Source organism: Brachybacterium equifaecis (genome assembly GCF_023509525.1).
GTDB lineage: Bacteria > Actinomycetota > Actinomycetes > Actinomycetales > Dermabacteraceae > Brachybacterium > Brachybacterium equifaecis.
In genome coordinates this window covers 88,754-111,728 of the sequence record NZ_JAKNCJ010000007.1, presented here as the reverse complement: position 1 = coordinate 111,728, position 22,975 = coordinate 88,754, and the positions used below count along the sequence as shown (strand labels likewise).

Here is a 22,975-nt window from a genome sequence, read left to right as displayed (position 1 = left end):
CGAGCATCGCGGAGGAGATCAACAACCGGCCCCGCCGCCGACTCGGCTTCCTCTCACCGAAAGAAGCCTTCACCCGCCTCCTCGCCGGCGAACCCCATGTTGCTACGACGCCTTGACGCCACCGAGGCCGATGAACTCTCGACCCGCATAGCGTCGCGTCCAGATCCCCATCTCCAGGGCATCGAGGGCGAGATCAGTCCGCAGAGACTTCAACACCTGCCAGCCGACGACCCGGCGGGAGAACATGTCGACGACGATCGCGGCATACACCCAGCCCGAGAACGTGCGGCAGTAGGTGATGTCCGCGACCCACAGCTGGTCCGGCGCGGTCGCAGAGAAGTTCCGCTGCACCAGGTCAGGATGCGATTCCGGGCCACGGCCAGGGATCGTCGTCCGCGGGCCCTTCGCGCGAGTTACTCCGCGCAGGCCCTCGGCGCGCATCAGTCTCTCGACCGTGCACCTCGCGACAGGGATGCCCTCTCGATGGAGCTGAGCATGCACTCTCCTCGCGCCATACGCGCCGAAATTCTCCGCATGGACGCGTCGAATTTCGACAGCCAGACGTGCTTCGCGGACAGCTCGCTTCGACGGCTGCCGGGAGTTGAATGCGTAGTAGGTGCTCGGTGCGATCCGCGTTCCCGCGTCCGTCAGCGTTCTGCAGATCGGCTCGATACCGAACTCGTGCTTGTAGTGATCGATGAACTTCACGATCAGCGCTGTGGGCGGTCGAGCTCCGCCGCGAAAAAAGCCGAAGCCGACTTCAGGATCGCATTCGCCCGACGCAGTTCACGGTTCTCCTTCTCCAGCTCCAACAGGCGCTGGGACTCGCTGCTCGTCGTACCCGGGCGAAGACCGTCATCAATCTGGACTAGGCGGACCCGGGTTCGCAGAGTCTCCGGGTGGATCCCAAGGTGCTCGCCGACGCGCTTGAACGCCCCGGCCCTGGTCGCGGGGTCCTTCCGGGCCTCCACAGTCATCCTCGTTGCTCGCTCCCGAATCTCATCGGGGTACTCCCTCGGTGCTGCCATGTCTCTCATCCTCCCGTGGGATCAGAGCCTCCACCAAACCCGGGGCGATACACCTGTCCCGCTGGAGCGCGGCCGACCTGCGGGCACTGGCATACACGTTGAACAATCGCCCCGGGAAGCCTCTCGGGTAGAAGACGCCCACAGAGGTCTTCCACGAGCATCTAGAATCACTGGATCAAGCCGGTGTTGCATCGATCGATTGAACCCGCCCTGACGGGCGCGGGCGACCTCAGAGCCCACCTCCGGACTCCTGGAGATAGCAAGATATCGGCCACAGAGTCACAACATTCGCCTCGCGTCCTTACACGATCGATTCCAGGACCAAGCGCCCACTTGACCCCCTCCCGGCAACACGAACCCGGTTGCCCACACTCAAGCATCGCCGGCAGTGGGCTAAAGTGAGCTGCATGACCAGGACCATCCTCACACAACTAACGTTACTCATCGCTTTCATCGCAGGCGTTTTCTTGGCCGGTGACATACGGGAAGTCTTTTCATCCGCCGCCAACACAATCATCGTGATCGCGGCCCTCGTGTTGACAGTAGCTTCGGCTGTTTGCGAAATAGTAGGAACCGCCCAAGATCTCCCCCGGACATTTAAAGGGAGAAAGAGGGATGCAAAAATTCTCAAATACATGACTCGCCTCTTGAGCACAAACGAGCAATGTGTCATTTCTTCAAATGACTTGAGTTGGGTAAAGAATGAAGCCGAAATTGCCCTAATCAATAAAGCGCGAGATGGATCTCTACATCTCCTGATGCCCGCACCAAATAGCCTGAGCAAAACCCTCACATCCCAGGGCGCCGTCGCATATTATTACGGCACTGACGGAAATAGGTTTCGCAGCCGATTTACACTCATTAACCCGGGTCGGTCCGATGCGCGTGTCGCAATCGGGTACGGAACCAAAGACGCGCATCGCATCCAAATCATCCAAGCTAAAGACAATCCCGCCCTGCACCTCGTTGAGGACCTTTACGACTTCATTAAGCGGACTCAGAGTTAGGGTCTTCCTCATGCCGCAAAAGATTACGTTTTTCTCCCGGAAAACGCAGGAGGACCTGAATCGCGAGTGGGACAAGATTGCACCAATAAGGGACTCGCAAGTAGCCGCGGAGGCCGACCGTTCATTCAATGAGGTCCTCGAACCTTGGATCCTCAATCGCCTGAACTCCGCAAACACAGTACTTGATGCGGGCTGCGGTACCGGTCGGCTCACGAAGAGCCTTCGAAAGCTTGCAACTGCGGTAACCGGGATCGACCCAAGCGAGGAGAGTGTGAAGATCGCCCGACGGAACGACCCTACGGGCACCTATGAAGTTTCAACAATAGAGAACTGGGCGGCCTCCCGGCATGATCCTCGTTTTGACCTGGTTGTCGCGAATATGGTCCTTATGGATGCGCTTCACTTAGACGAGGTGTGTGCCTCGATAGCAACGCTCGCACGCGGGGGTCGTCTAGTAGCAACCATCACACACCCGGCGTTTTGGCCCATTTACTGGGACTACGCGAGCGCCGCCGAATTCAATTACTCGAAAGAACTAATAGTGCAGGCTCCATTCAAAACCAGCTCACTCGATTACTCAATGAACACAACCCACATCCATCGACCCCTTGAGACATATCTGGAGACATTCAGGAGCAGTGGACTTCGACTCACACGCCTCGACGAGCTTCGCGGGCCGGAGACAGTATCCACTTTCCCCTTCCCGCGATTCATCGGAATGGAGGCCGTGGTCGAGGCCCGATAACCACCCCGCTACCTAAATATATGTGCAACAGGTTTTTGAAAGAGCTCCGCGCTCCGCGTTACCTACCGAGCGTGCAAGCCCGGGGCACACCCCTCGAGATCCATTATTTTCTCCTAATCCACGGACCACCGCCAGAGCCAAGCTTTAGTTCGTAATGGCGTTGTCGACGCTGGCGCGGAGCCGTGAGCCCGGGGGTGGTCGCCGCGGGCAGAGTGGGGCCGGAGGTAGTTGTAGTGATGGGCCCGGTGCTGTCAAGGCGTCGAAGCAACATGGGCTTCGCGGCGCGGCGACGAGCGAATTCCTCTTTCGCTGAGAAATACCCGAGGCGGCGATGGGTCCGGTTGCTGATCACCTCCGCCATGCTCGTGACGTAGGGCTAGCTGTAGTCGGACATGACGTTGTCGACGCAGGTGCGGAGTGTGCGGCCGGGGGCTGGTCGCCGGCGGTGGTGCGGCGTCGATGGTACTTGTCGTGATGGATCCAGATCGTGATCGCCTCGCCGCGATGCAGCGCCGCCAACGATCCGGGCGAAGTCACTCGCACGGTGGGTCACGGACCGGGTCTCCTCCGGCGGAAGAATCGCTTCAACACCACCCATTGTGCCGGCCGGGAGCCGATCCATTCATCCCCTGATCGGCGACAACCACGCCATGACCAGCCACATCACCAGCGGGTCGGCCTCGAGCGGAGCTGAGCACCTGGCCACCCCAACTCATTCGGCCAGGCCCGGAGAAACCCAACTCGAGCCGTACCTCCGCCGGTATCCTCGTGAGGGTTGGCCTGCCTGGGCCATAGAGCGAGGGAGGACCAGCGTGGCTCAGCCGTGGGTGTCCGCAGACGACATCGCCGCCCACCTCGGGGTCACCAAAGACACCGTCTACACCTAGATCGCCGAGAAGGCCATGCCCGCCCACAAGGTCGGACGCCTCTGGAAGTTCAGAGCCAGCGAGATCGACGGCTGGGGGCGACGAGGCGGCGCTGCCGCCGACCCCGAACCCTCCCCGCCAGGGTGAACGCGTCGCTCACTTCGAGCCGCCGCTGACACTTGTCGGCGGCACCCCATATCCTGATCCACTGCCCGACACTGGAAGGAGGCACCAGATGAGCATCGCGTCTCAGGAACATGACCGATACGCCCTGTCCTTCACGAGCGGTGCCCTCCTGACTCGGGAGGCGGTGATCGCCGCGCCGCTCTTCCTGGAAGCTCGTGACTGGGGTCTGGTTCGAGACCAGCTCCGCTCAGAGAACTTGCTCCAGGCGCGAACCGCCTCCTCCGGATTCCGGTTGGCGCGCGAGGTCGCGCAGCGATTAGCGGCGCTCACGGACCCGGAGCTGGAGTTGCTGCGAGACGCTAGCCCCAGTGAACGTGGGCACCTGATGTGGGTCGCCGCTTGCCGACGCTACGCGCTCATCGGCGACTTCGCGGAAGAGGCCGTGCGCGAGCGCTTCCTCCTGCTCACTCCCACCTTGGGCTACGAAGACTTCGACAGCTTCGTTCGTGGGAAGGCACTGTGGCACCCTGAGCTCGCAGAGGTGAAGGACTCGACGTTGCAGAAACTGCGGTCGACCGTGTTCCGCATGCTGACCGAGGCTGGACTGCTTGCAGGCGGCGAGATCGTCAACGCGGCGCCATCAGAGCGTGTCCGGGACGCACTCGACGCTCAGTTACCAAGTGACCTCCGCTACCTTCCAGCCCGTGACAGCAAGGAGGTCTCGTTGTGACGCCCCATGAACTTTCCCGCCAGGAGGAGCATCTGTTTGCGGTGCTCAGTGGCGAGCGCTTCCTGAAGATGGAGGGCTTGTCCAACGAGGTCCCGTTCTTCATCTATCCCTACGAGCCGGAGCACGCGCTTGATGTGGCCAAGGCGAAGAAGCGAGTCAAGAACCGTCTGGCCGGCAAGGGCATCGAGGTACGCGAGATCAACCTCTACGATCTGTCGGTGGACGTACTCAAGGAGCGCGGCGACTGGGACGAAGTGCTTGAGGTCGAACCCGAGCTCGACAAGGCCGAGTTCACCGAGATGTTGCAGTCCATGCTCAACCCGCAGCAGCACCTGGCTCCCGCGATCCGGGGGCGGCTGGCTGATGGCGAGTTCGACATCGTGTTCTTGACCGGGATCGGCGAGGTCTTCCCCTACATCCGATCCCACAACGTGCTCAACAACTTGCAGAGCGTTGTGGTGGGCCGGCCGATGCTCATGTTCTTCCCCGGCCGCTACGAGCAGTCCGACACTCTCGGCTCATCGCTGGTGCTGTTCGGCAGGTTGAAGGACGACCAGTATTACCGCGCCAAGAACATTCTGGAACAGGAACCGTGACCGTTATGCAGCTCACCGAGATTTTCGCCAAGGACGTCCAGCGACCCATCGAGGGCGTCATCAAGGCCGACGACGTTGCGCACCTGGGCACCGAGGTCGACGAGTACGTCCTGACCAACGAGGCCGCCAAGGGGCTGGAGTTGCTGCTGGAGGCGTACACGAATTACACCAACGCGAACGGCGTGTGGATTTCGGGCTTCTTCGGCTCCGGTAAGTCGCACCTCTTGAAGATGCTCGCGCACCTCCTCGGCGATGTGGAGGGTGACGACTTCCCTCGCGCGCGTGTTTCGGAGAGCTTCCGCGCCAAGGCGACGGATGCGTTCTTGCCGCCGTTGCTTGACAAGGCTGACCGCATCCCGGCGAAGAGTCTTCTGTTCAACATCGACCAGAAGGCAACTCTGATCAGCAAGGATCAGACCGACGCGCTGCTGCGGGTGTTCGTGAAGGTGTTCGACGAGTCCCGTGGCTACTACGGCGATCAGGGTCACATCTCCCGGTTCGAGCGACAGTTGGAGGACGAGGGCCAGCTCGTCGCTTTCAAGGACGCCTTCTTGGCGGTGTCGGGTCGAGACTGGGTTGAGCGTCGGCCGAGCTTCGGGCTTCCGACCGTGCGCCGTCAGGTCAACGAGGCGTACGCGCAGATCACTGGGGTGGACGCGGCGACCGTGCCCGACATCCTGAAGACCTATCAGGACACCTACTCGGTGTCGATCGAGGACTTCGCCGACGAGGTGCGCGCATGGCTGGATAAGCAGTCGGCCGGCTACCGGCTCAACTTCTTCGTCGATGAGGTCGGGCAGTTCATCGGCTCCAACACTCACCTGATGCTGAACCTTCAGACGATCGCCGAGTCGCTGAACACGAAGTGCGGCGGACGGGCCTGGGTGTTCGTTACCTCGCAAGAAGACATGGACAAGGTGGTCGGCGACCGCACCAAGCAGCAGGGCAACGACTTCTCGAAGATTCAGGCCCGGTTCAAGACGCGCGTGAAGCTCACCTCCGCCGACGTGGAAGAAGTCATCCGCAAGCGCCTGCTGGAGAAGAACGACAAGGGCACTCAGGTGCTCGACGCGGTCTACGCGCAAGAGTCAGCGAACTTCAAGACACTGTTCGACTTCGTTGATGGCGCCAAGACCTACCGAAACTTCACCGACGAAGCCCACTTCGTCGGCACCTACCCGTTCGTGAGCTATCAATTCCCGCTGTTCCAGGCCGCGATCGAGGGTATCTCTGATCACAACGTGTTCGAGGGCCGCAACAGCTCTGTCGGTGAACGCTCCATGCTCGGCGTCGTCCAGCAGGTCGCTAAGGACATCGGCGATGTCGAGATCGGGTCGCTGGCAACCTTCGACGCCATGTTCGCTGGCATCCGCGCGTCGTTGAAGTCCGCAGCACAGCGTTCGATCGACCGCGCCGAGCGTGATCTCCCCGACAGCGGCTCACCGGTCACCGAGCTCGCGGTGCGGCTACTCAAGGCGCTCTTCCTGGTCAAGTACGTCGAGAGCTTCCAGGCCACTCCGCGCAACCTGACCGTGTTGGTTTACGACCGGTTCGGGCTCGATCTGCCAGCGCTGTCCAAGCAGGTCCAGGAAGCGCTGACGCTGCTGGAGACGCAGACCTACGTGCAGCGCAACGGCAACGTCTACGAGTACCTGACCAACGAAGAGCAGGTGATCGAGGAAGAGATCAAGAACGTCGAGATCGACTCCTCCGAGGTCTCCACCCGGCTGAACAAGATTCTGTCCGGCGATGTCGTCAAGACCTCCAAGCTCCGCTACGCCAAGAACGGGCAGGACTTCCCGTTCGGGTACAAGCTCGACGACCAGGCATTCGGCCAGCAACGTGAACTCTCGCTGCACTTCATCACGCCCGAGTACCCGTACGGTCCGGAAGAGGTTCGGATGCACTCGGCAGGCAAGAACGAGCTTCGTGTCATCCTCGCGCCCGACGATCGGGTGCTGGCCGACCTTCGGCTGCTCATCAAGACCGAGAAATACACCAAGCGCAAGCAGACCAGCTCGCTGTCACCGGTCGAGGAGCAGATTCTGCGCGCCAAGGCGACTCAGAACGCTCAGCGGGAGAAGGAACTTGTCGAGCGCATCCGACGGGCCGTTGGACGTGCCGATCTCGTGATCAATGCCGCCGACCTCACCGTGGCGTCGCAGGATGCGATCACGCGGATCACTGACGGGTTCCAAGACCTCATCGCCCGGACCTACACCCAACTGAGCCTCCTTGACGGGCGCACCTACTCCGAGCAGCAGGTTGCCGGGTTCGCGAACCCTGACCAGTCCGGAATGATCGACGACGACTCGATCCATGCGCTCGCAGCACCAGCAGACGAGGTGCTGTCGTACCTGCTGCAGCGTGGCCGGCTCGGCGAGCAGGTCACGGTCAAGAAGATCGTCGAACACCTCCAGGCCAAACCTTACGGCTGGGACCTGGCCTCCATCGAATGCGTCACAGCCTGGCTGGTCGGCACCTCGAAGATCACCCTCACCGTCGACTCGAACATCCTCAAGCGCAGCGAAGTGGCTTCCGCACTTCGCAACACGCAGAAGCACTTCCACGCCGTCGTCGCTCCGCAGAAGACATTCGACCAGCGCAAGATTGCGGCACTGCGCGCGTTCTGCACGGACTTCTTCGACGAACCTGCCGTGCCGAAAGACCCACTCGAACTTGCCCGGCACACCAGCGAACGCCTCCGGGCAAAGTGCGAGGAACTCAAGGCGCGAATGAGTGGCTCGAAGTACCCATTCGTGGCTCAGCTCGAAGCGCCGATCGCGCTGCTGGAGTCCGTCGTTGGCAAACCCGACGACTGGTACCTGACCGACTTCGCTATCGCCGACGATCTACTCGATGCCAAGAGCGACCTCATCGACCCGATCCAGGCATTCCTCGGCGGTGCCCAGCGCAAGATTTACGACGAGGCAACCGAGCTGCTCGTCAGCAACGCGAGCAACCTGAACTACCTGCCCTCCGGCAGCAGCCAGGAAGTGGCGCAGCTTCTCGCAGACCCGCAGGCCTTCCGCGGCAACCGGATGACCAAGCTCAAGGCCGCCACCGTCGACCTCCAAGCCCGCATCCACGAGGCGCTCGCGGCGAACCGCGACGAAGCACTCTTAGAGATCGACTCCCGATGGGCACCGCTCCAGACCAGCACGATCTATCTCGAAGCAACCGGCGAAGCGCAGCATGGCGCGACACAGAAGGTCAGCGCGGTCCTCGACCGGATCGACCGAGAAGACCAGATCGCAGTCGTCCGCGAGATCGCGAACACCTTCGAGGAATTCATCTACCCGGCCATCCTTGACCAGCTCGCCGCTTCCCCGCGCAGCGCCGAGGCGGACGGCGGCGATGAACCCGCCCCTGCACCGGCCAAGAAGCAGACTGTCTCGGTCAAGAGCATCAACGCTCAAGGAATCCACGGCGTCCTTGAAACAGAGGACGACGTCGATCGCTACCTCGACGCGCTGCGCACGGCCCTGATCCAGGCCCTCAACGACGACAAGCGCATCGCGCTGTAGGAGACAAGACGCATGGAAATCGCACCGCTGAAGAGCTTCGCCACCTGGGCCAGACGCGAACTCATCACTCAGGTCAGCGCCCGCCTGACCGCCGTGCTCGCACCCGCATCGCCGGAGCGAGTCGAGAACCAGCGCGCCGTGACCATACTCGAACGCGACATCGCGGCGGCCGGCGGCGGAGCCAAGGGCAAGAACGCGATCGCCGACAAGGTCGCCTACACCTGGTTCAACCGCATCATCGCCCTCCGCTTCATGGACGCCAACGGCTACACCGGCATCGGGGTCGTCTCGCCAGCCCACGGCCAGCAGACCGGACAACCAGAGATACTCGCCGACGCCAAGCGGGGCAGCATCGACCCTGCTGTCGTCAGCAACAAGCGCACCCTCGACGCCATCACTGGCCTCCTCGACGGAACCCGCCCCAGCACAGACGCCCATGGTGAGGCCTACACCCTGCTACTCGCCGAGTACTGCCGCTACTGGAACCGCTCAATGCCGTTCATGTTCGAGCGCGAGGGCGACTACACCGAACTCCTCATCCCCGCCAACCTTCTCGCCGCAGACTCCATCCTCAGCAAGGCCGCATCGACGTTCACAGCAGCAGCCTGCCGCGACGTTGAGGTCATCGGCTGGCTCTACCAGTTCTACATCTCCGAACGGAAAGACGAAGTCTTTGCCGGGTTCAAGAAAGGCAAGAAGGCCGGCGCCGCTGAGATTCCCGCCGCGACCCAACTCTTCACCCCACACTGGATCGTCCGATACCTCGTAGAGAACTCCGTTGGCCGCCTCTGGATGCTCAACCACCCGTCCTCTCGGCTCATCGAGCAGATGGACTACTACATCGCCCCTCTTAACGAGGAGACAGACTTCCTCACGATCAGCAGCCCCGAGGAATTGAGAATCATCGACCCGGCCTGCGGCTCTGGTCACATGCTCACCTACGCCTTCGACCTCTTCTACGCGATCTACGAAGAAGAGGGCTACGCGCCCTCCGAGATTCCCGAACTGATCCTTACCCACAACCTCTACGGCACCGAGATCGACCCGCGTGCAGGTACCCTCGCAGCTTTCGCACTTACGATGAAGGCACGGGCCAAGCAGCGTACGTTTCTTGGTAAGCAGGTCAAGCCCAACATCTGCGTGCTCGAACCGATCTCGTTCAGCCCTGACGAGCTGGATTACCTCGTCACCGAGGATGGCGACAAGCACGCAGAGGGACTGTTCTGGAACCAGTTCGCTGAGGCCGACACCCTCGGGTCGCTCATTGAGCCTGACCCCTATCTGACAGTACGGCTCGCACGCCACCTCTCCACGCTCCACGCCCGCGGCGACCTACTTCGCGCCGACGCGCTCGACTGGGCCAAGCGCGTCATCGATCAAGCTGAGTACCTGAGCCAACGGCATCTTGTCGTGGTCGCGAACCCTCCGTACATGGGCTCATCCAACATGGCCGGTCTCCTAGAGGACTTTATCCAGCGCATTATGCCTGACGCCAAAGCCGATCTCTTCGCGACCTTCATCCAAAGAGCGCAGACGCTCGCCGTTCGCGGCGGCATCGTCTCGATGATCGCAAAACAAAACTGGCTCTTTCGCCCGGCCTTCGCTGCGCTTCGCAGCAAGCTCTTGGCAGCTCACCAACTTGAGCAAGTTCTTCACTTTGGAGCCGGGGCTTTCGACAGCCTGAGCGGCGAAGTTGCCTCGACTGCGGCGTTCGTCTTGAGACTTCACGACTCGGGTCGAGAGTGTTGGTTCGCCCGGCTCGTCGATGGTGAGAATGAGGCGGCGAAGGAGCTCGCGCTGCTTGGAGCCATCACGGCATCGCGCAGGGTGTTCCGTCGTAGGCTCAGCGATTTTCTCGCGATCCCTGGCGCTCCAGTTTGTTACTGGATGTCAGAGGCGGGGCTCAAAGCTCTTGCCTCAGGTCCGCATCTGGGAGACGTGCTCAACCCCAGGGAGGGGATGGCTACGGGGAACAATGCTCGATACCTGCGCTTCTGGTGGGAAGTCGCAGCGTCTGCCACGAACCGGTGGGCAGAGAGCCGTGAATCCGGGAAGGAGAGCAAAAAACGCTGGTTCCCCTACAACAAGGGAGGCGGTCCAAGGCGTTGGTATGGTCACGATGAGTTCGTCGTCGACTGGTACAACGACGGAGCCGAGCTCCAGACGACCCTCCACCCGAGTGGCTCGCGTGTATGGGCGCACAATTTCAACCTTGAGTTCATCTTCAGGGAAGCCGTCTCGTGGTCCTCAATCACGAGTCGTGGTCTTGCTCTGCGGTACTACCCGCCAGGATTTCTCTTCGACGCAACCGGCCTGTGCGCGTACCCGCGCTCCGAGCGAGAGGCAATGTTTGCGGCGCTGGCCCTTGTCAACACCAAGTACGGGTCAGAGTTCGCGGACCTTCTGAACCCGACTCATCACTTCAAGGCAGGTGACTTTGCTCGGCTTCCACTTCCGAACGTCGATCCTCAGCAAATTGAGCGTCGGGCCACTGACGCGATCGAGATCGCCAGAGAAGACTGGCTGACGCAGGAGACCGCGCCAGGATTCACTGCTCTTCCGTCCGAATTTAGCCCAGGCACGCTGGAGTCGTGGATTGATCGCTGTCGTTCGCTGGGGCAGCAGCGTACTGCAAACCTTCTTTCGATCGAGCAGCAAATCCAAGACGCCATTGGTGAGGCCTTAGGCGAGGCGAGCGAGGGTACCGCGTCCGTGGCGCGTTCCAGTATTACGCTCCTCGGCAACGCGGAATACGCATTCGCGACTGCCGATGATCCCGAACGTGCGGCTCGGCGCGAACTCGTTGTTGATCTGGTTTCGTTCGCGGTCGGCTGCATGTTCGGTAGGTATAGCCTTGACCGCCCGGGGCTCATCCTCGCCGACCAGGGGACGACGGTACAGGACTACCTCGCGCAGATATCCTCACCGACGTTCACCCCGGACGAGGACAACGTGATCCCGATCGTGGATGGCGATTGGTTCGAGGACGACATCGTCGAACGTTTCCGCCGATTCCTACGCACGACGTTTGGTGAGCGGCACTTCGAGGAGAACCTACGCTGCGTCACCGAATCGCTCGGCGTGAGGAGTCTACGTGACTACTTCGTGAAGGCGTTCTACAAGGATCACGTCCAGCGGTACAAGAAGCGCCCGATCTACTGGCTGTTCTCCAGCCCGAAGGGATCGTTCAACGCGCTGATCTACATGCACCGCTACACGCCGTCCACGGTCTCAACGGTGCTGAACGAGTACCTGCGTGAGTTCGAGTCGAAGCTGGAGGCGAACCTCCAGCACCAGGAGCGTCTCGCCGCCGGGGAGGGTACGCCTCGCGAGAAGGCAGCGGCGCTGAAGGAAGCCGAGCGGCTCCGCAAGGTGCTGGTGGAACTCAGCGAGTACGAACATGACGTGCTCTACCCGCTGGCGTCTCAGCAGATCGCCATCGACCTCGATGACGGGGTGAAGGCCAACTACCCGAAGTTCTACCCGGCCCTCAAGAAGATCGCAAGTTTGGACGCGACCGATGACTGAGATCGCTCGAAGCAGCGGGGAGGCAGAGCGAGACTTGCTCGCTCGCGCCTTAGAGGTGATCGAGAAGGGGCAGGCTGCGGCTGCTCGTCAAGCCAACCTGGCCCTGACGCTGACCTTCTGGCGGCTCGGCCGCCTCGTTGGCGAGGAGCTGCTCGGCTCGGAGCGAGCCGCCTACGGGGAGCAGATTGTCGTGTCGCTGGGACGACAGTTAGTGGAGCAGTACGGGCGCTCGTACGAGGAGAAGAACCTCCGCCGCATGATCCAGTTTGCCCAGCAGTTCCCGGACGAGCAGATTGTCGTCTCGCTGGGACGACAATTGAGCTGGACGCATTTCCGGGCGCTGCTTCCCCTGAAGACCCCCGAGGCCAGAGCCTTCTACGTGCAGGAGGCCGTGAGCCAGGGGCTGAGCGTCCGCGGCCTGCGGCAACTAATCGCGCGGAAGGGCTACGAGCGCCGCGAGATCGCCAACGCGCAAATCGTTGGCGAGAGCGCTGTCCCGCGAGATGTGTTTCGCGACCCCTACCTGCTGGACTTCCTCGGCCTGGAAGACACGTTCCTCGAACGCGACCTTGAAGCCGCGATCATCCGGGACATGGAGGCATTCCTGCTCGAAGCGGGGAACGGCTTCGCCTTCGTCGAACGACAGAAGCGAATGATCATTGACGACGATGACTACCATCTCGACCTGCTCTTCTTCAGTCGGCCTCTGCGACGCCTCGTCGCCGTCGAACTGAAGATCGGCAAGTTCAAGGCCGCTTACGAGGGCCAGATGAAGCTCTATCTGAAGTGGCTCGACCGCCACGAACGCAGGGAGGGAGAGGAACCGCCGATCGGCCTGATTCTCTGCACTGCGGCGAGCCGCGAGCAGATCGAACTACTGGAGATGCATAAGGACGGAATCGCGGTGGCGGAGTACTGGACGGCGCTGCCGCCGAAAGCTGAGCTTCAGGCCCGAATCCAGCAGGTTTATGAGGCAGCAGCCGAGCGCGTCGCAAGTCGCGAGCTCGAAGCTTCCTCAGAACGGGAGGACGCGGAATGAGTTCGCTCAGTGCTGTCCTGCCATACTTGGAGCAGAGGTTCGAGTCAGAGCGCCTGGTGTTCTGGCACGACGCTGACGGCGAGTACGCCGTCGAGCTCGACGCGCTTGATCTCAAGGGTGTGACCACTGTGCGAGTGGAGAACAACGAGTACGCGTTGAAGAGCCGAGTGCTCCACGACGAGCCGGTGGGCAAGTTTCTCCTGTACCGAGGCGCTCCTGTGCCTCCGGGCATTGGCAACTGGTTGCTTGATCTTGAGTTGGCCTATGGGGTCTTCACCGCTGACCGGACCGCGCTCGTGAGCCAAGACCTTGGTCTCAGCGGTAGCGGGATCGACGAGGTGGTGCGAGAGCACGAGAAGTTCTTCCGAGCCGTCAAGCGAGTCCAGAGCCTCAAATCCCTCCTCGCGACCAACGATGACGCCGACAGGTTGCGAGCGAAGATGTCAGCAGTGGTGCTTGGCCAGCGCGAGCACAGCATGCTGGAGCTCACGCGTGCGTTGCTGATCGAGAACGCGCGGGGCGCGCACACCAAGTACGCCGCGCTGGTCGAGCAGGGTCTCGATGGCTTCCACTGGGCCGGTGTTGCCAAGATTTACGGCTACGAAGCAAGTGAGCCCAGCGTCGATGACTTCGTGCTGTGGATGTTCCGCCAGGCGATCAACGGGTTTGCGTCCGACACGCCCGGAGCCCTGCGCAATATCCAGCTTGACTTCTCGAGTCTGCGCAACGACCGACGCAGCGCCGATGCGCTCGCCACGTTGGCTCGGCGCGCAGCTGAAAGTCTCGACTACGCCAACACCATCGAGGATGCCGAACTGGCTGAGCTTGTGGGAAACGATCTTTTCGAGGACGTGGAGCGCAAGATCATCAGCGCGCTGGTGCACGCGATCGTCGAGCGGACAATGAGCGCACGCGAGGTGTCCGAGGTCATCCGTTCTCGACAGAGCAGCGTCTGGGTTGATGGCTACCGGGAACTCTACGCGGCGCTCGCCGCTGCCTCTGACCTGTTGAGTGATCTCGCGACTGCGAGGTTCGAGATCGCGTCGTTCGATGACGGACTCGACCGGTACCGCAAGCACTGGTTCCGCATCGACCAGCTGTACCGACAGTTTCACTTTGCCGCCCGCACAACCGAGTATGCAGGCCCGCTCGAAGCGCTCCGGGTCGAGGTGGAGAAGCACTACGCGAACCGATACCTCTACGAGCTAGGCAACGCCTGGCAGCAGCAGGTCGATGCCGTGTCTGACTGGCGATCAGTCGCACTCCGCCCGCAGGCAAGGTTCTTCACCGATCACGTCAAGCCCATCATCAGAAAGGGCAGCCGGAAGGCCGTCGTCATCATCTCTGATGCGCTGCGCTACGAGGTCGCCGACGAACTGGGTTCACGTATCCGTCAGGAAGACCGCTTCGACGCGGAGCTCGACGCGATGCTCGGCGTGCTACCGAGCTATACCCAACTCGGCATGGCCGCCCTGCTTCCGCACAAGACGCTTGCCCACTCACGCGATGGTGACCCGGTGCTCGTCGACAGCCAGCGTTCCGACGGGACGGCGAACCGCAACAAGGTGCTGGCTCCGGTGGACGGGTTCGCGATCCAGGCTGAGGACGTTCTCGCGATGCCGCGCGGCGAGCTGCGCGAACTCTACGGAGCGCACCAAGTGCTGTACGTGTACCACGACCGGATCGACGCCGCAGGCGACAAGGCCCGCACCGAACGTCAGGTGTTCGAGGCCGCCAACGACGCGCTGCGCGAACTGGTCGACCTCATCAAACGCCTCACCAATGCGAACGCCACGAATATCCTCGTGACCGCCGACCACGGCTTCCTCTACCAGGACACCGCGCTTGCCGACGCCTCCTACCTCTCGACCAAGCCGCAGGGCGACGAACTTGTCGTGACGAACCGCCGGTACGTGCTCGGCCGAGGGCTCAAGGATGATCCCGCGTTCCGAAAGTTCGAGCCTGAACAGCTCGGGCTCAGCAGCGACCTTGAGGTGCAGCTTCCCAAGTCGATCCATCGACTCAAGCTGCCGGGCGCGGGCTCCCGGTTCGTTCACGGCGGTGCCGCGCTCCAGGAAATCGTCGTGCCGGTGCTCACCGTCAACAAGAAGCGCAAGAGCGACACTCGGCCCGTCAACGTCGAGGTGCTGCCCGAGACGGACAAGATCACCACCGGCCAGCTCGTCGTGAAGCTCTTCCAGTCCGAGCCGGTTGGCGAGAAGGTCCAGGCTCGCACGCTACGCGGCGGCCTCTACGTCGGCGAGACCCTGATCTCGAATCAGCCCGAGCTGCTCTTCGACCAACCCTCCGATGACAAGCGCGACCGCTACCAGAGTGCACGGATGCTCCTCAGCCAGGACGCCAACGAGTTCAACAACCGCACGGTCGAGTTCCGGCTCGAAGAGCAGATACCCAACACCACCCAGTGGCGCGTCTACCAGCGGGCTCAGTACCTGCTCAAGCGCTCGTTCACATCGGACTTCGATTTCTAGAGGAAGCAGCAGCCATGACGGACACCGAGAGCCACTCCGGCGAGGAACGCAACACCGAGTCAGCCACACCGCAGCAGAGCGATCTTGACTACAAAATCAACCTGCTGTTCGGTGGCTCCGTCGTCCGCAAAGACCTCGTGAAGGCCGTCAAGGGCAACGCGATCGTCCCCTCCTACGTGTTGGAGTACCTGCTTGGCCAATACGCCGCCTCCGACGACGAGGCAACGATCCAGGCCGGTATCGATGCGGTGCGCAAGATTCTCGCCGATCACTACGTGCACCGCAACGAGTCGGAACTGGTGAAGTCCACCATCCGTGAGAAGGGTCGCCACCGGATCATCGACAAGGTGATCGTGACGCTGAACGACAAGCAGGACGTGTACCAGGCCTCGTTCGCCAACCTCGGGCTCACCGGCGTCATCGTCGAACCTGCAACAGTGAAGGCGAACCCAAAGCTGCTGGTCGGCGGCGTCTGGTGCATCTGCGACATCGAGTACTTCCACAGCGACGACGCCCGCGTCGTGCCCTGGATTCTGGGGAGCCTGAAGCCCATCCAGATGTCGAGCTTCGACTACGAGGGCTACCTCGCGTCGCGCAAGGGGTTCAACACCGAAGAGTGGATCGATCTGCTGATCCAGTCCATCGGGTTCAACCCTGAGATGTTCGGACGACGGGCCAAGCTGCTGCAACTCGTCCGTCTCATCCCGTTCGTCGAGCGGAACTACAACCTGGTCGAGCTGGGACCGAAGGGCACCGGCAAGTCACACATCTACTCCGAGTTCTCACCCCACGGCATGCTGATCTCCGGTGGCGAGGTCACCGTTCCGAAGCTCTTCGTGAACAACGCCAACGGTCGCATCGGCCTTGTCGGCTACTGGGACGTGGTGGCCTTCGACGAGTTCGCCGGCAAGAAGAAGCGCACCGACAAGGCGCTCGTCGACATCATGAAGAACTACATGGCGAACAAGTCATTCTCCCGCGGCGTCGAGACACTCGGAGCTGAAGCGTCGATGGTGTTCGTGGGCAACACCTCGCACAACGTGCCCTACATGCTCAAGCACTCTGACCTGTTCGACGAGCTACCGGAGGCCTATCACGACTCCGCCTACCTCGACCGGCTCCACTTCTACATCCCCGGCTGGGAGGTAGACACGATCCGCAGCGAGATGTTCTCCTCCGGGTACGGCTTCGTCGTCGACTACATCGCCGAAGTGCTGCGATCCATGCGGAACACCGACTACTCCGACCGCTACCAGCCGCACTTCACGCTCGGCTCAGACATCTCCACACGAGACCGCGACGGCATCCACAAGACCTTCTCCGGCCTGATGAAGCTCATCTACCCAGGCGGCGAGGCCACGCAAGAGGAGATCGAGGAACTGCTGCGCTTCGCCGTCGAAGGACGTAAGCGCGTCAAGGACCAGATTCTTCGGATCGACACCACAATGGCCGCCGTCAACTTCGGCTACTCCGACAAATCAGGCACCTGGAGTGGAGTCACCACACTGGAAGAGGACGAGTATCCCGACCACTACGAGGCTCGCCATCTCGAGGCCAAGGGGAAAGTAGGGTCGTCGGCGGAGCCTGGGTCCGCGCAAGCAGAGGTCGCAGTTGCGACTCCAGTTGCTCCCGAGGTGGCGGCGTCCTTGTTCGAAGGGCACCGCGAGTTCCAGGAGAACCAGCGTGGGGTGTCGTACGAAACGCTGCTCATGCCCTACCTGCGCGATGCCACCAGCATCACCATCGTTGACCCCTACATCCGGCTACCGCACCAGGGACGCAACCTCGTTGACCTGTTGGCTCTGCTGGCAGCGGCAAAAGACCCTGCCGACGAGATCGCGGTAACGCTGGTGACCAAGGAAGACCGCAGCGAATACGCACAGCAGCACCTCCTCATGCTCCGGGACATCCAGGACAGCACCGCAGCCGTCGGTATCAAGTTCACCGTCATGTGGGACGAAACCATCCACGACCGATCGATCCGCACGAACCACGGCTGGAAGCTCGTTCTGGGACGTGGTCTCGACATCTTCCAGAAGGGCTCCGGCGGCCAGTTCGACCTCGGCTCCCGCCGCCAGGAGTTCCGCCAAGTATTCGCATTCGGCATCACTTACATCAAGGAGGGGTGAACAGTATCGGGCCGCGCCCTGCCGCTCGCCAGTATTCCCGTCGGCCATCCTTGAATCAAGCATTCAGAGCTGGCCGTCGCGCCGCCCCGATTTGTCGGTCTCACCTCCCAGACGTTCGCGCAGAGCGACCTTCTGGACCCCGCTCTTCGTCGCCACGACCAGACCGAGCTTCTTCGCCATCACGGGGTGGTTGTCGCTGAGGCTACGGAAGATGGCGGTGGACCTGACCCGCGTGGCCAGCTCCTGGAGGAGCACCAGCTCGAACGGGGCGACCTCGGTCCAATCGACCACACGTCGGTACCCGACGACCGCGCGGGCCTTGGTCATCTTCGCGAACTCCATGAGCTCCTTGTCGCCCGCCTTCATCGTCGAGCAGGAACCGAAATAGATGACCCGGCCGGCGCAGAGGCCCTTCAGGGCTTCCCCCAGCTCTGCGAGAGTGACCTCATCGCCGCCGAGGTGGATGGTCTCTCGATCTCCGTGCATTGCGAGGTAGAGGATTCCGAAGTTCTGGTACCTGTCTTCCTGCCACTTGTCCAGGTAGTACCCGAAGTCTCCTACCGTCGCGACATCCCTGTGGATCGACTGCGCGATCTCGAGGCTCTCGAGGAGCTCCAGCAGCGGGCGCACGCTGAGCCGGCTCTGCAGGTCATCGCTCCACTCGCCCTCCAGGCAGAAGATGCCGGGGAGTTCCCGATCGGTGCTGTTCATGGGCGCTCATCCGTTCTGAAGGGGGAGGTCAAAGGTCCATCTGGGTTCGGGCCATTATGTCTCATCAGGAGCAACTCGCCTCACCGTCGCTGACGGCGTCGAATAGTCCTACCCCTCCCGTACTCTCGGAGAGCCCCGGCGCTGGGCCGGATTCGGCTGGCCCAGCGCTTCCAACAGGCGACCCGTAGAGGCGCGCCCTCGCATTCATCTCCCGAAGGACCCCCGTGGAACCCGACACCGACGTCGCCCAGCAGCTCATCGCGCAAGCACGAACGCTCCATGAACGCATCGAACGTGTGCTGAGCGATCGTCACGCGATCACGCAGAAGGCCCAGCGCGCAGCCGAAGCACTCCTCCCCCCAGGGAGTCCCCGCTCTCCGTCGGACTTCACCTGGAGCTTCCTCACCCCCGAGGATGAGTCAGGCGTCGCCGCGCTGCGCCGTGATCAGGCACAGCCCAGCCCCACGCCCGAATCCGCCGTATGGATGGAGGCGATGCGCACGTCCCTCCCCACCGCGATCAGTGACGCAGAGCCGAAGCCACGAGGATTCCTCGATCGCATCCTCGGCGGGCGCCCTCATGCCCAGGTCCAAGCGGCCGCCCTCACCTTCCTCCAGAACGAGATCGCGACGTCGCAGCACCCCGACGCTGCCCGCGCCTTGCAGCTCCCCTTCGAGGTTCCCGTCTCCCGCCCCGCTAGCGCCGCCGAGCTGTGCCGCACCATCGAGGTCGCAAGCCCCACGCGCACGCATGCCGTAGTCGCGCTTTCGTCTGAGCTCACCCTCCGCATCCGCTCTGCCCTGATCACTCTGCTGAGCGCCGAAGTACGCACGGAAGATGCCACCGCCGCAGCGGATCTGGCGGCCCGAGCCGTCCTGGTCGCCGATACGCAGCGCGCCCTCGCCGACATCGACATGGACCACTTCCGCAGCCAGATCACTGGGCGCTTCCCCACGAGCGCGCTGGCCGGCGCAGGGATCCGCACCGTCGCGGACATCCTCGCCACCGGCACGCACAGACTCGGCACCATCAACGGCATCAGCAACGCCATGGCGACCACACTCATTCGCGAGGCCCAGGGACTCCAGGCCCGGGCACGTGAGCAGGCCCAGATCGACCTCACTCGCCTGGAGGATCCGGCGATCCAGCATCTGGCCGCCCTGCTCCATGATGTACAGCGCCTCGAACTGATCCACCGCGACGATGCCGAGGATCTCCACTTTGCTCACGAGCTCGGTGCCGTACCAATGCCTTCCGCCTCGAGAACAGACCCCCGGGACCTCTTCGCTCCCGAACTCGGGTCCTCCCCCTCGCTCATCATCGCGGGCAGTGGGGGAGTTGCGCGCGGCGCAGCTCAGCGGCTCATCGACATCGCCGATCGGATAGAGCGGAACCACCGCGGCGAACACCTCGACGAGACCGCCCGTGCGCGTCTCTCCGCTGATCCCACTCAGGACCTCGCGGAGAACACCGCGCTCTACGTCGCCCAGCTCAGCGCGATGGGCTTTGAGAAGCGGATCGTCACGAACACCCACGGCGATCTTCCCGAGCCGCTCATCCGCCTCATCGAGGACGTCGACCTCGACACCACCCTGCTCACGCTGCCGAGCCTGCGGCGCTACCAGCAGTTCGCCGCCCGCTTCGCGCTCCTGCAGAAGCGCGTCATCATCGGTGACGAGATGGGACTCGGCAAGACCGTCGAGGCGCTCGCCGCGATCACCCACCTCCACAAGCAAGGGCAGGACCGCACGCTCGTGATCTGCCCTGCGTCCGTGCTCACCAACTGGATGCGCGAAATCGGCTCGAAGACGCAGCTGCCTGCGTTCCGGCTCCACGGTCCCGGGCGCGATGAGGCGGTGCGGCAGTGGCAGGCCACGGGCGGCGTCGGCATCACGACCTTCGCGACCCTCGGTGCGCTGCTGCGCAACGGTGAGTTCACCACGCTGCACACCGTCGTGGTCGATGAGGCGCACAAGATCAAGAATCCCGCCGCCCAGCGCACGAAGGCCGCGCAGAGTCAGATCGGCCGAGCTGAGCACGCCATCCTCATGACCGGCACCCCACTGGAGAACCGGCTCGAGGAGTTCCGCACTCTGCTCGGGTACATGAACCCTGATCTCGCGCGCTCCGCCGAGGGCCTTCTTCCCGCGGCCTTCCGTCGGCACATCGCTCCGGCCTATCTGCGCAGGAACCAGGAGGACGTCCTGCGCGAGCTGCCTGATCTCGTGGAGGTCGAGGACTGGGTCGAGTTCTCCGACGTCGACCGTCAGCACTACGAGAGCGCCGTCGCGAGCGGGAACTTCATGGGGATGCGTCAGGCGGCGATGCGCGGAGGCCTGCGCTCCCTGAAGATCGAGCAGCTCATCGACATCTGCGAAGAGGCCATCCAGAACGATCGCAAGGTCCTCGTCTTCTCGTACTTCCGCGCAGCTCTGGACTCTCTCGTCGGGCTCCTGCCCGGCCCGGTTTTCGGCCCGCTGACCGGCTCCGTCAGCCCCGAGCAACGCCAGATGCTGGTCGACGAATTCAGCTCCCAGCCCGGGGGTGCAGTCCTCGTCAGCCAGATCGAAGCCGGCGGCGAGGGCCTGAACATTCAGTCCGCGTCCGTCGTCGTCATCTGCGAGCCCCAGATCAAGCCCTCCCTCGAGGTGCAGGCCATCGCGCGCGCCTACCGGATGGGCCAGCAGCGCTCCGTGCAGGTGCACCGGCTGCTCTCCGTAGAGGGTGTGGACTCCCGCATCGTCGAGCTCCTCGCGCAGAAGACCGCCGTGTTCGACGACTACGCACGCGAGTCGGCCACGAAGGACGGCCACGGCTCTGCCATCCAGACCGACGAGATCAGCCTGCAGAAGACTCTCGTCGCCGAGGAGCGCAAGCGTCTCGGTCTCGCCGGCGCCGACCCCTCACCCGGCGATGGTGCCGCCGACCAGGTATCGGCGGAGGACTCCAGTACGCCGATTGCGGTGCCTCCTGCTTCCGCGCCGACGGTCGAGTCCGTGTCGGAGGCCTCGGCTTCTGCAGAACCCGTCGAGCCGTCGCCCGCGCCCTCGGCCGATGCCGCTCCGCGCCACGGGCGCCGGGCCGCGGTCAGCAGCACCTCCGCATCTTCCCGAGGGTCGGGGTACACCGTGATCGACCTCGAGACCACGGGTCTCTCTCCGGGTCGCCACCACCGCGTGCTCGAGCTCGGCGTCGTGCAGGTCTCCCCCACCGGGGAGATCGAGGACGAGTGGTCCACGCTCCTGAACCCGGGCCGGGACATTCCGAACTCCCACATCCACGGCATCACCGCGAGCGACGTCGCCGCCGCGCCCTCGTTCCACGAGATCCTTCCCCGCCTTGCGGCAGCCGCCGATGGTCGCGTGCTCGTCGCACACAACGCCCCCTTCGATATGCGCTTCCTGAGCGCCGAGCTGACCCGCGCCGGCCGCGTTCCCCTCGAGCCTCTGCCGAGCTTGTGCACGATGCACTGGTCGGGCACCTTCTTGGAGGCTCCCTCACGCAAACTCGTCGACTGCTGCGGCGCGGCGGGGATCGATCTGAGGGACGCTCACTCCGCCGGAGGTGACGCCCGCGCGACTGCCGCACTCCTCAGGCACTACCTGGGTCTGCTCGACGGTTCTCCTCTCCCGTGGCAGGAGATCCTCGAGGACGCGCAGCGCTTCACCTGGCCGGCGCTGGGCGTTGCGGGCGATGGGGTGGCCCTGCTGCACCGCGAGCAGGCCCGATCTGTGGCCCCGGCCGGTTGGCTCGAGCGGATGACATCCTCCATCCCGCGCGCCGCCGGACTGAACGCGGAGTCGTATCTGGCCGTCCTCGAGCGCGCCCTGCTCGATGGCGTGCTCAGCCACCACGAGAAGGAGGAGCTGGTCTCGCTTGCCTCAGAGCTCGGCCTCTCCCGCGATCAGGCGCTCGAGCTGCACGCCTCCTACCTCGACGCCCTGGCCGAGGTCGTCCTCGCCGATGGCGTGGTCACCGATGAGGAGCGCGAGGAGATGGACCGCACGGCGGCCGCGCTCGGCCTCACCGACTCCGATATCGACCGGGCGCTGAGCCGGGCCGAGTCGAACCGCGCCCAAGGCATCACCCCAGGCCGTGAGAGCATCCGCACCGCAGGCATCACCCTCGAGCCGGGCGACCGCATCGTCTTCACCGGCTCCATGCAGCGCGACCGCGAGCAGTGGGAGGCCGACGCTCGCCGCCTCGGGCTCGACCCCGGTGGCGTCACCAAGAAGACCAAGCTCGTCGTCGCGGGCGATCCCGACTCCCTGTCGGGCAAGGCCGCGAAGGCGCGCACGTATGGCATCCCGATCGTGACGGAGGGGGCGTTCGCGCGGATGCTCGAGGGAGGGATCCTGCCGGGGTCGTCGGCGGTGCGGTGATGGGGGGCCGGACGGGAAGCGGCGGGGTCGGCCCGTCGGCCCTCCCCCGTCGGCCCCTCACACGCTTCC

General features: G+C 63.1%; 13 protein-coding genes, 1 pseudogene and 1 other annotated feature. Of the genes and pseudogenes, 11 read left to right on the top strand and 3 right to left on the bottom strand.

From position 1 onward, the window contains the following. A pseudogene (locus Bequi_RS14455) lies at positions 1–116 on the top strand (IS30 family transposase); the annotation flags it as partial. Here Bequi_RS14455 and Bequi_RS11820 read toward each other — a convergent pair. Both Bequi_RS11820 and Bequi_RS11815 read right to left on the bottom strand, forming a co-directional pair. After that, the gene (locus tag Bequi_RS11820; protein ID WP_249738135.1) at positions 103–708 is read right to left on the bottom strand and encodes an IS3 family transposase; all 606 of its coding nucleotides are present in this window, start codon (positions 706–708) and stop codon (positions 103–105) included. The pseudogene Bequi_RS14455 and the gene Bequi_RS11820 overlap by 14 nt on opposite strands. Beyond that, positions 622–750: a sequence feature (AL1L pseudoknot), on the bottom strand. (Overlaps the previous gene by 87 nt.) Then, complete coding sequence (locus Bequi_RS11815) at positions 711–1,028, bottom strand: transposase (RefSeq protein ID WP_249738134.1); 318 nt, start codon at positions 1,026–1,028, stop codon at positions 711–713. (Overlaps the previous feature by 40 nt.) A 407-nt stretch (positions 1,029–1,435) precedes the next feature. Here Bequi_RS11815 and Bequi_RS11805 point away from each other — a divergent pair, with 407 nt between their 5' ends. From Bequi_RS11805 to brxL, 9 genes are all read left to right on the top strand, one after another. Then, positions 1,436–2,035 (top strand): hypothetical protein, encoded by a 600-nt coding sequence (locus Bequi_RS11805; RefSeq protein ID WP_249738133.1) that lies wholly within the window; start codon positions 1,436–1,438, stop codon positions 2,033–2,035. A gap of 10 nt (positions 2,036–2,045) precedes the next feature. After that, positions 2,046–2,780 carry a class I SAM-dependent methyltransferase gene (locus tag Bequi_RS11800; RefSeq protein ID WP_249738132.1) on the top strand — a complete coding sequence of 245 codons (735 nt, stop codon included), beginning with the start codon at positions 2,046–2,048 and terminating at the stop codon, positions 2,778–2,780. Between the two features lie 1,101 nt (positions 2,781–3,881). After that, positions 3,882–4,502, top strand: a complete 621-nt coding sequence (locus Bequi_RS11790) for a DUF1819 family protein (RefSeq protein ID WP_249738131.1) — start codon at positions 3,882–3,884, stop codon at positions 4,500–4,502. Continuing rightward, entirely contained in the window at positions 4,499–5,098 is a 600-nt protein-coding gene (locus Bequi_RS11785) for a DUF1788 domain-containing protein (protein WP_249738130.1), read from the top strand. Before Bequi_RS11790 ends, Bequi_RS11785 begins: the two co-directional genes overlap by 4 nt. Positions 5,099–5,103: 5 nt before the next feature. Beyond that, complete coding sequence (brxC, locus tag Bequi_RS11780) at positions 5,104–8,625, top strand: BREX system P-loop protein BrxC (protein ID WP_249738141.1); 3,522 nt, start codon at positions 5,104–5,106, stop codon at positions 8,623–8,625. Between the two features lie 12 nt (positions 8,626–8,637). Beyond that, positions 8,638–12,153, top strand: coding sequence for a BREX-1 system adenine-specific DNA-methyltransferase PglX (gene pglX / locus Bequi_RS11775; protein WP_249738129.1), 3,516 nt, complete (start codon positions 8,638–8,640; stop codon positions 12,151–12,153). Next, complete coding sequence (locus tag Bequi_RS11770; protein ID WP_249738128.1) at positions 12,146–13,192, top strand: PDDEXK nuclease domain-containing protein; 1,047 nt, start codon at positions 12,146–12,148, stop codon at positions 13,190–13,192. Before pglX ends, Bequi_RS11770 begins: the two co-directional genes overlap by 8 nt. After that, positions 13,189–15,684: a BREX-1 system phosphatase PglZ type A gene (gene pglZ, locus Bequi_RS11765; protein ID WP_249738127.1), complete on the top strand. Its 2,496-nt coding sequence runs from the start codon at positions 13,189–13,191 to the stop codon at positions 15,682–15,684. The genes Bequi_RS11770 and pglZ overlap by 4 nt, the downstream gene beginning before the upstream one ends. A 14-nt stretch (positions 15,685–15,698) precedes the next feature. Continuing rightward, positions 15,699–17,813 (top strand): BREX system Lon protease-like protein BrxL, encoded by a 2,115-nt coding sequence (gene brxL, locus Bequi_RS11760; protein WP_249738126.1) that lies wholly within the window; start codon positions 15,699–15,701, stop codon positions 17,811–17,813. A 63-nt stretch (positions 17,814–17,876) separates the two neighbouring features. Here the strand turns inward: brxL and Bequi_RS11755 are convergent, their stop codons facing one another. Next, on the bottom strand, positions 17,877–18,524 hold the full coding sequence (locus Bequi_RS11755; RefSeq protein ID WP_249738125.1) for a DUF6642 family protein: 648 nt from the start codon (positions 18,522–18,524) through the stop codon (positions 17,877–17,879). Positions 18,525–18,748: 224 nt separating this feature from the next. Here Bequi_RS11755 and Bequi_RS11750 point away from each other — a divergent pair, with 224 nt between their 5' ends. After that, positions 18,749–22,906 carry an SNF2-related protein gene (locus Bequi_RS11750; RefSeq protein WP_249738124.1) on the top strand — a complete coding sequence of 1,386 codons (4,158 nt, stop codon included), beginning with the start codon at positions 18,749–18,751 and terminating at the stop codon, positions 22,904–22,906. Positions 22,907–22,975 lie beyond the last annotated feature (69 nt).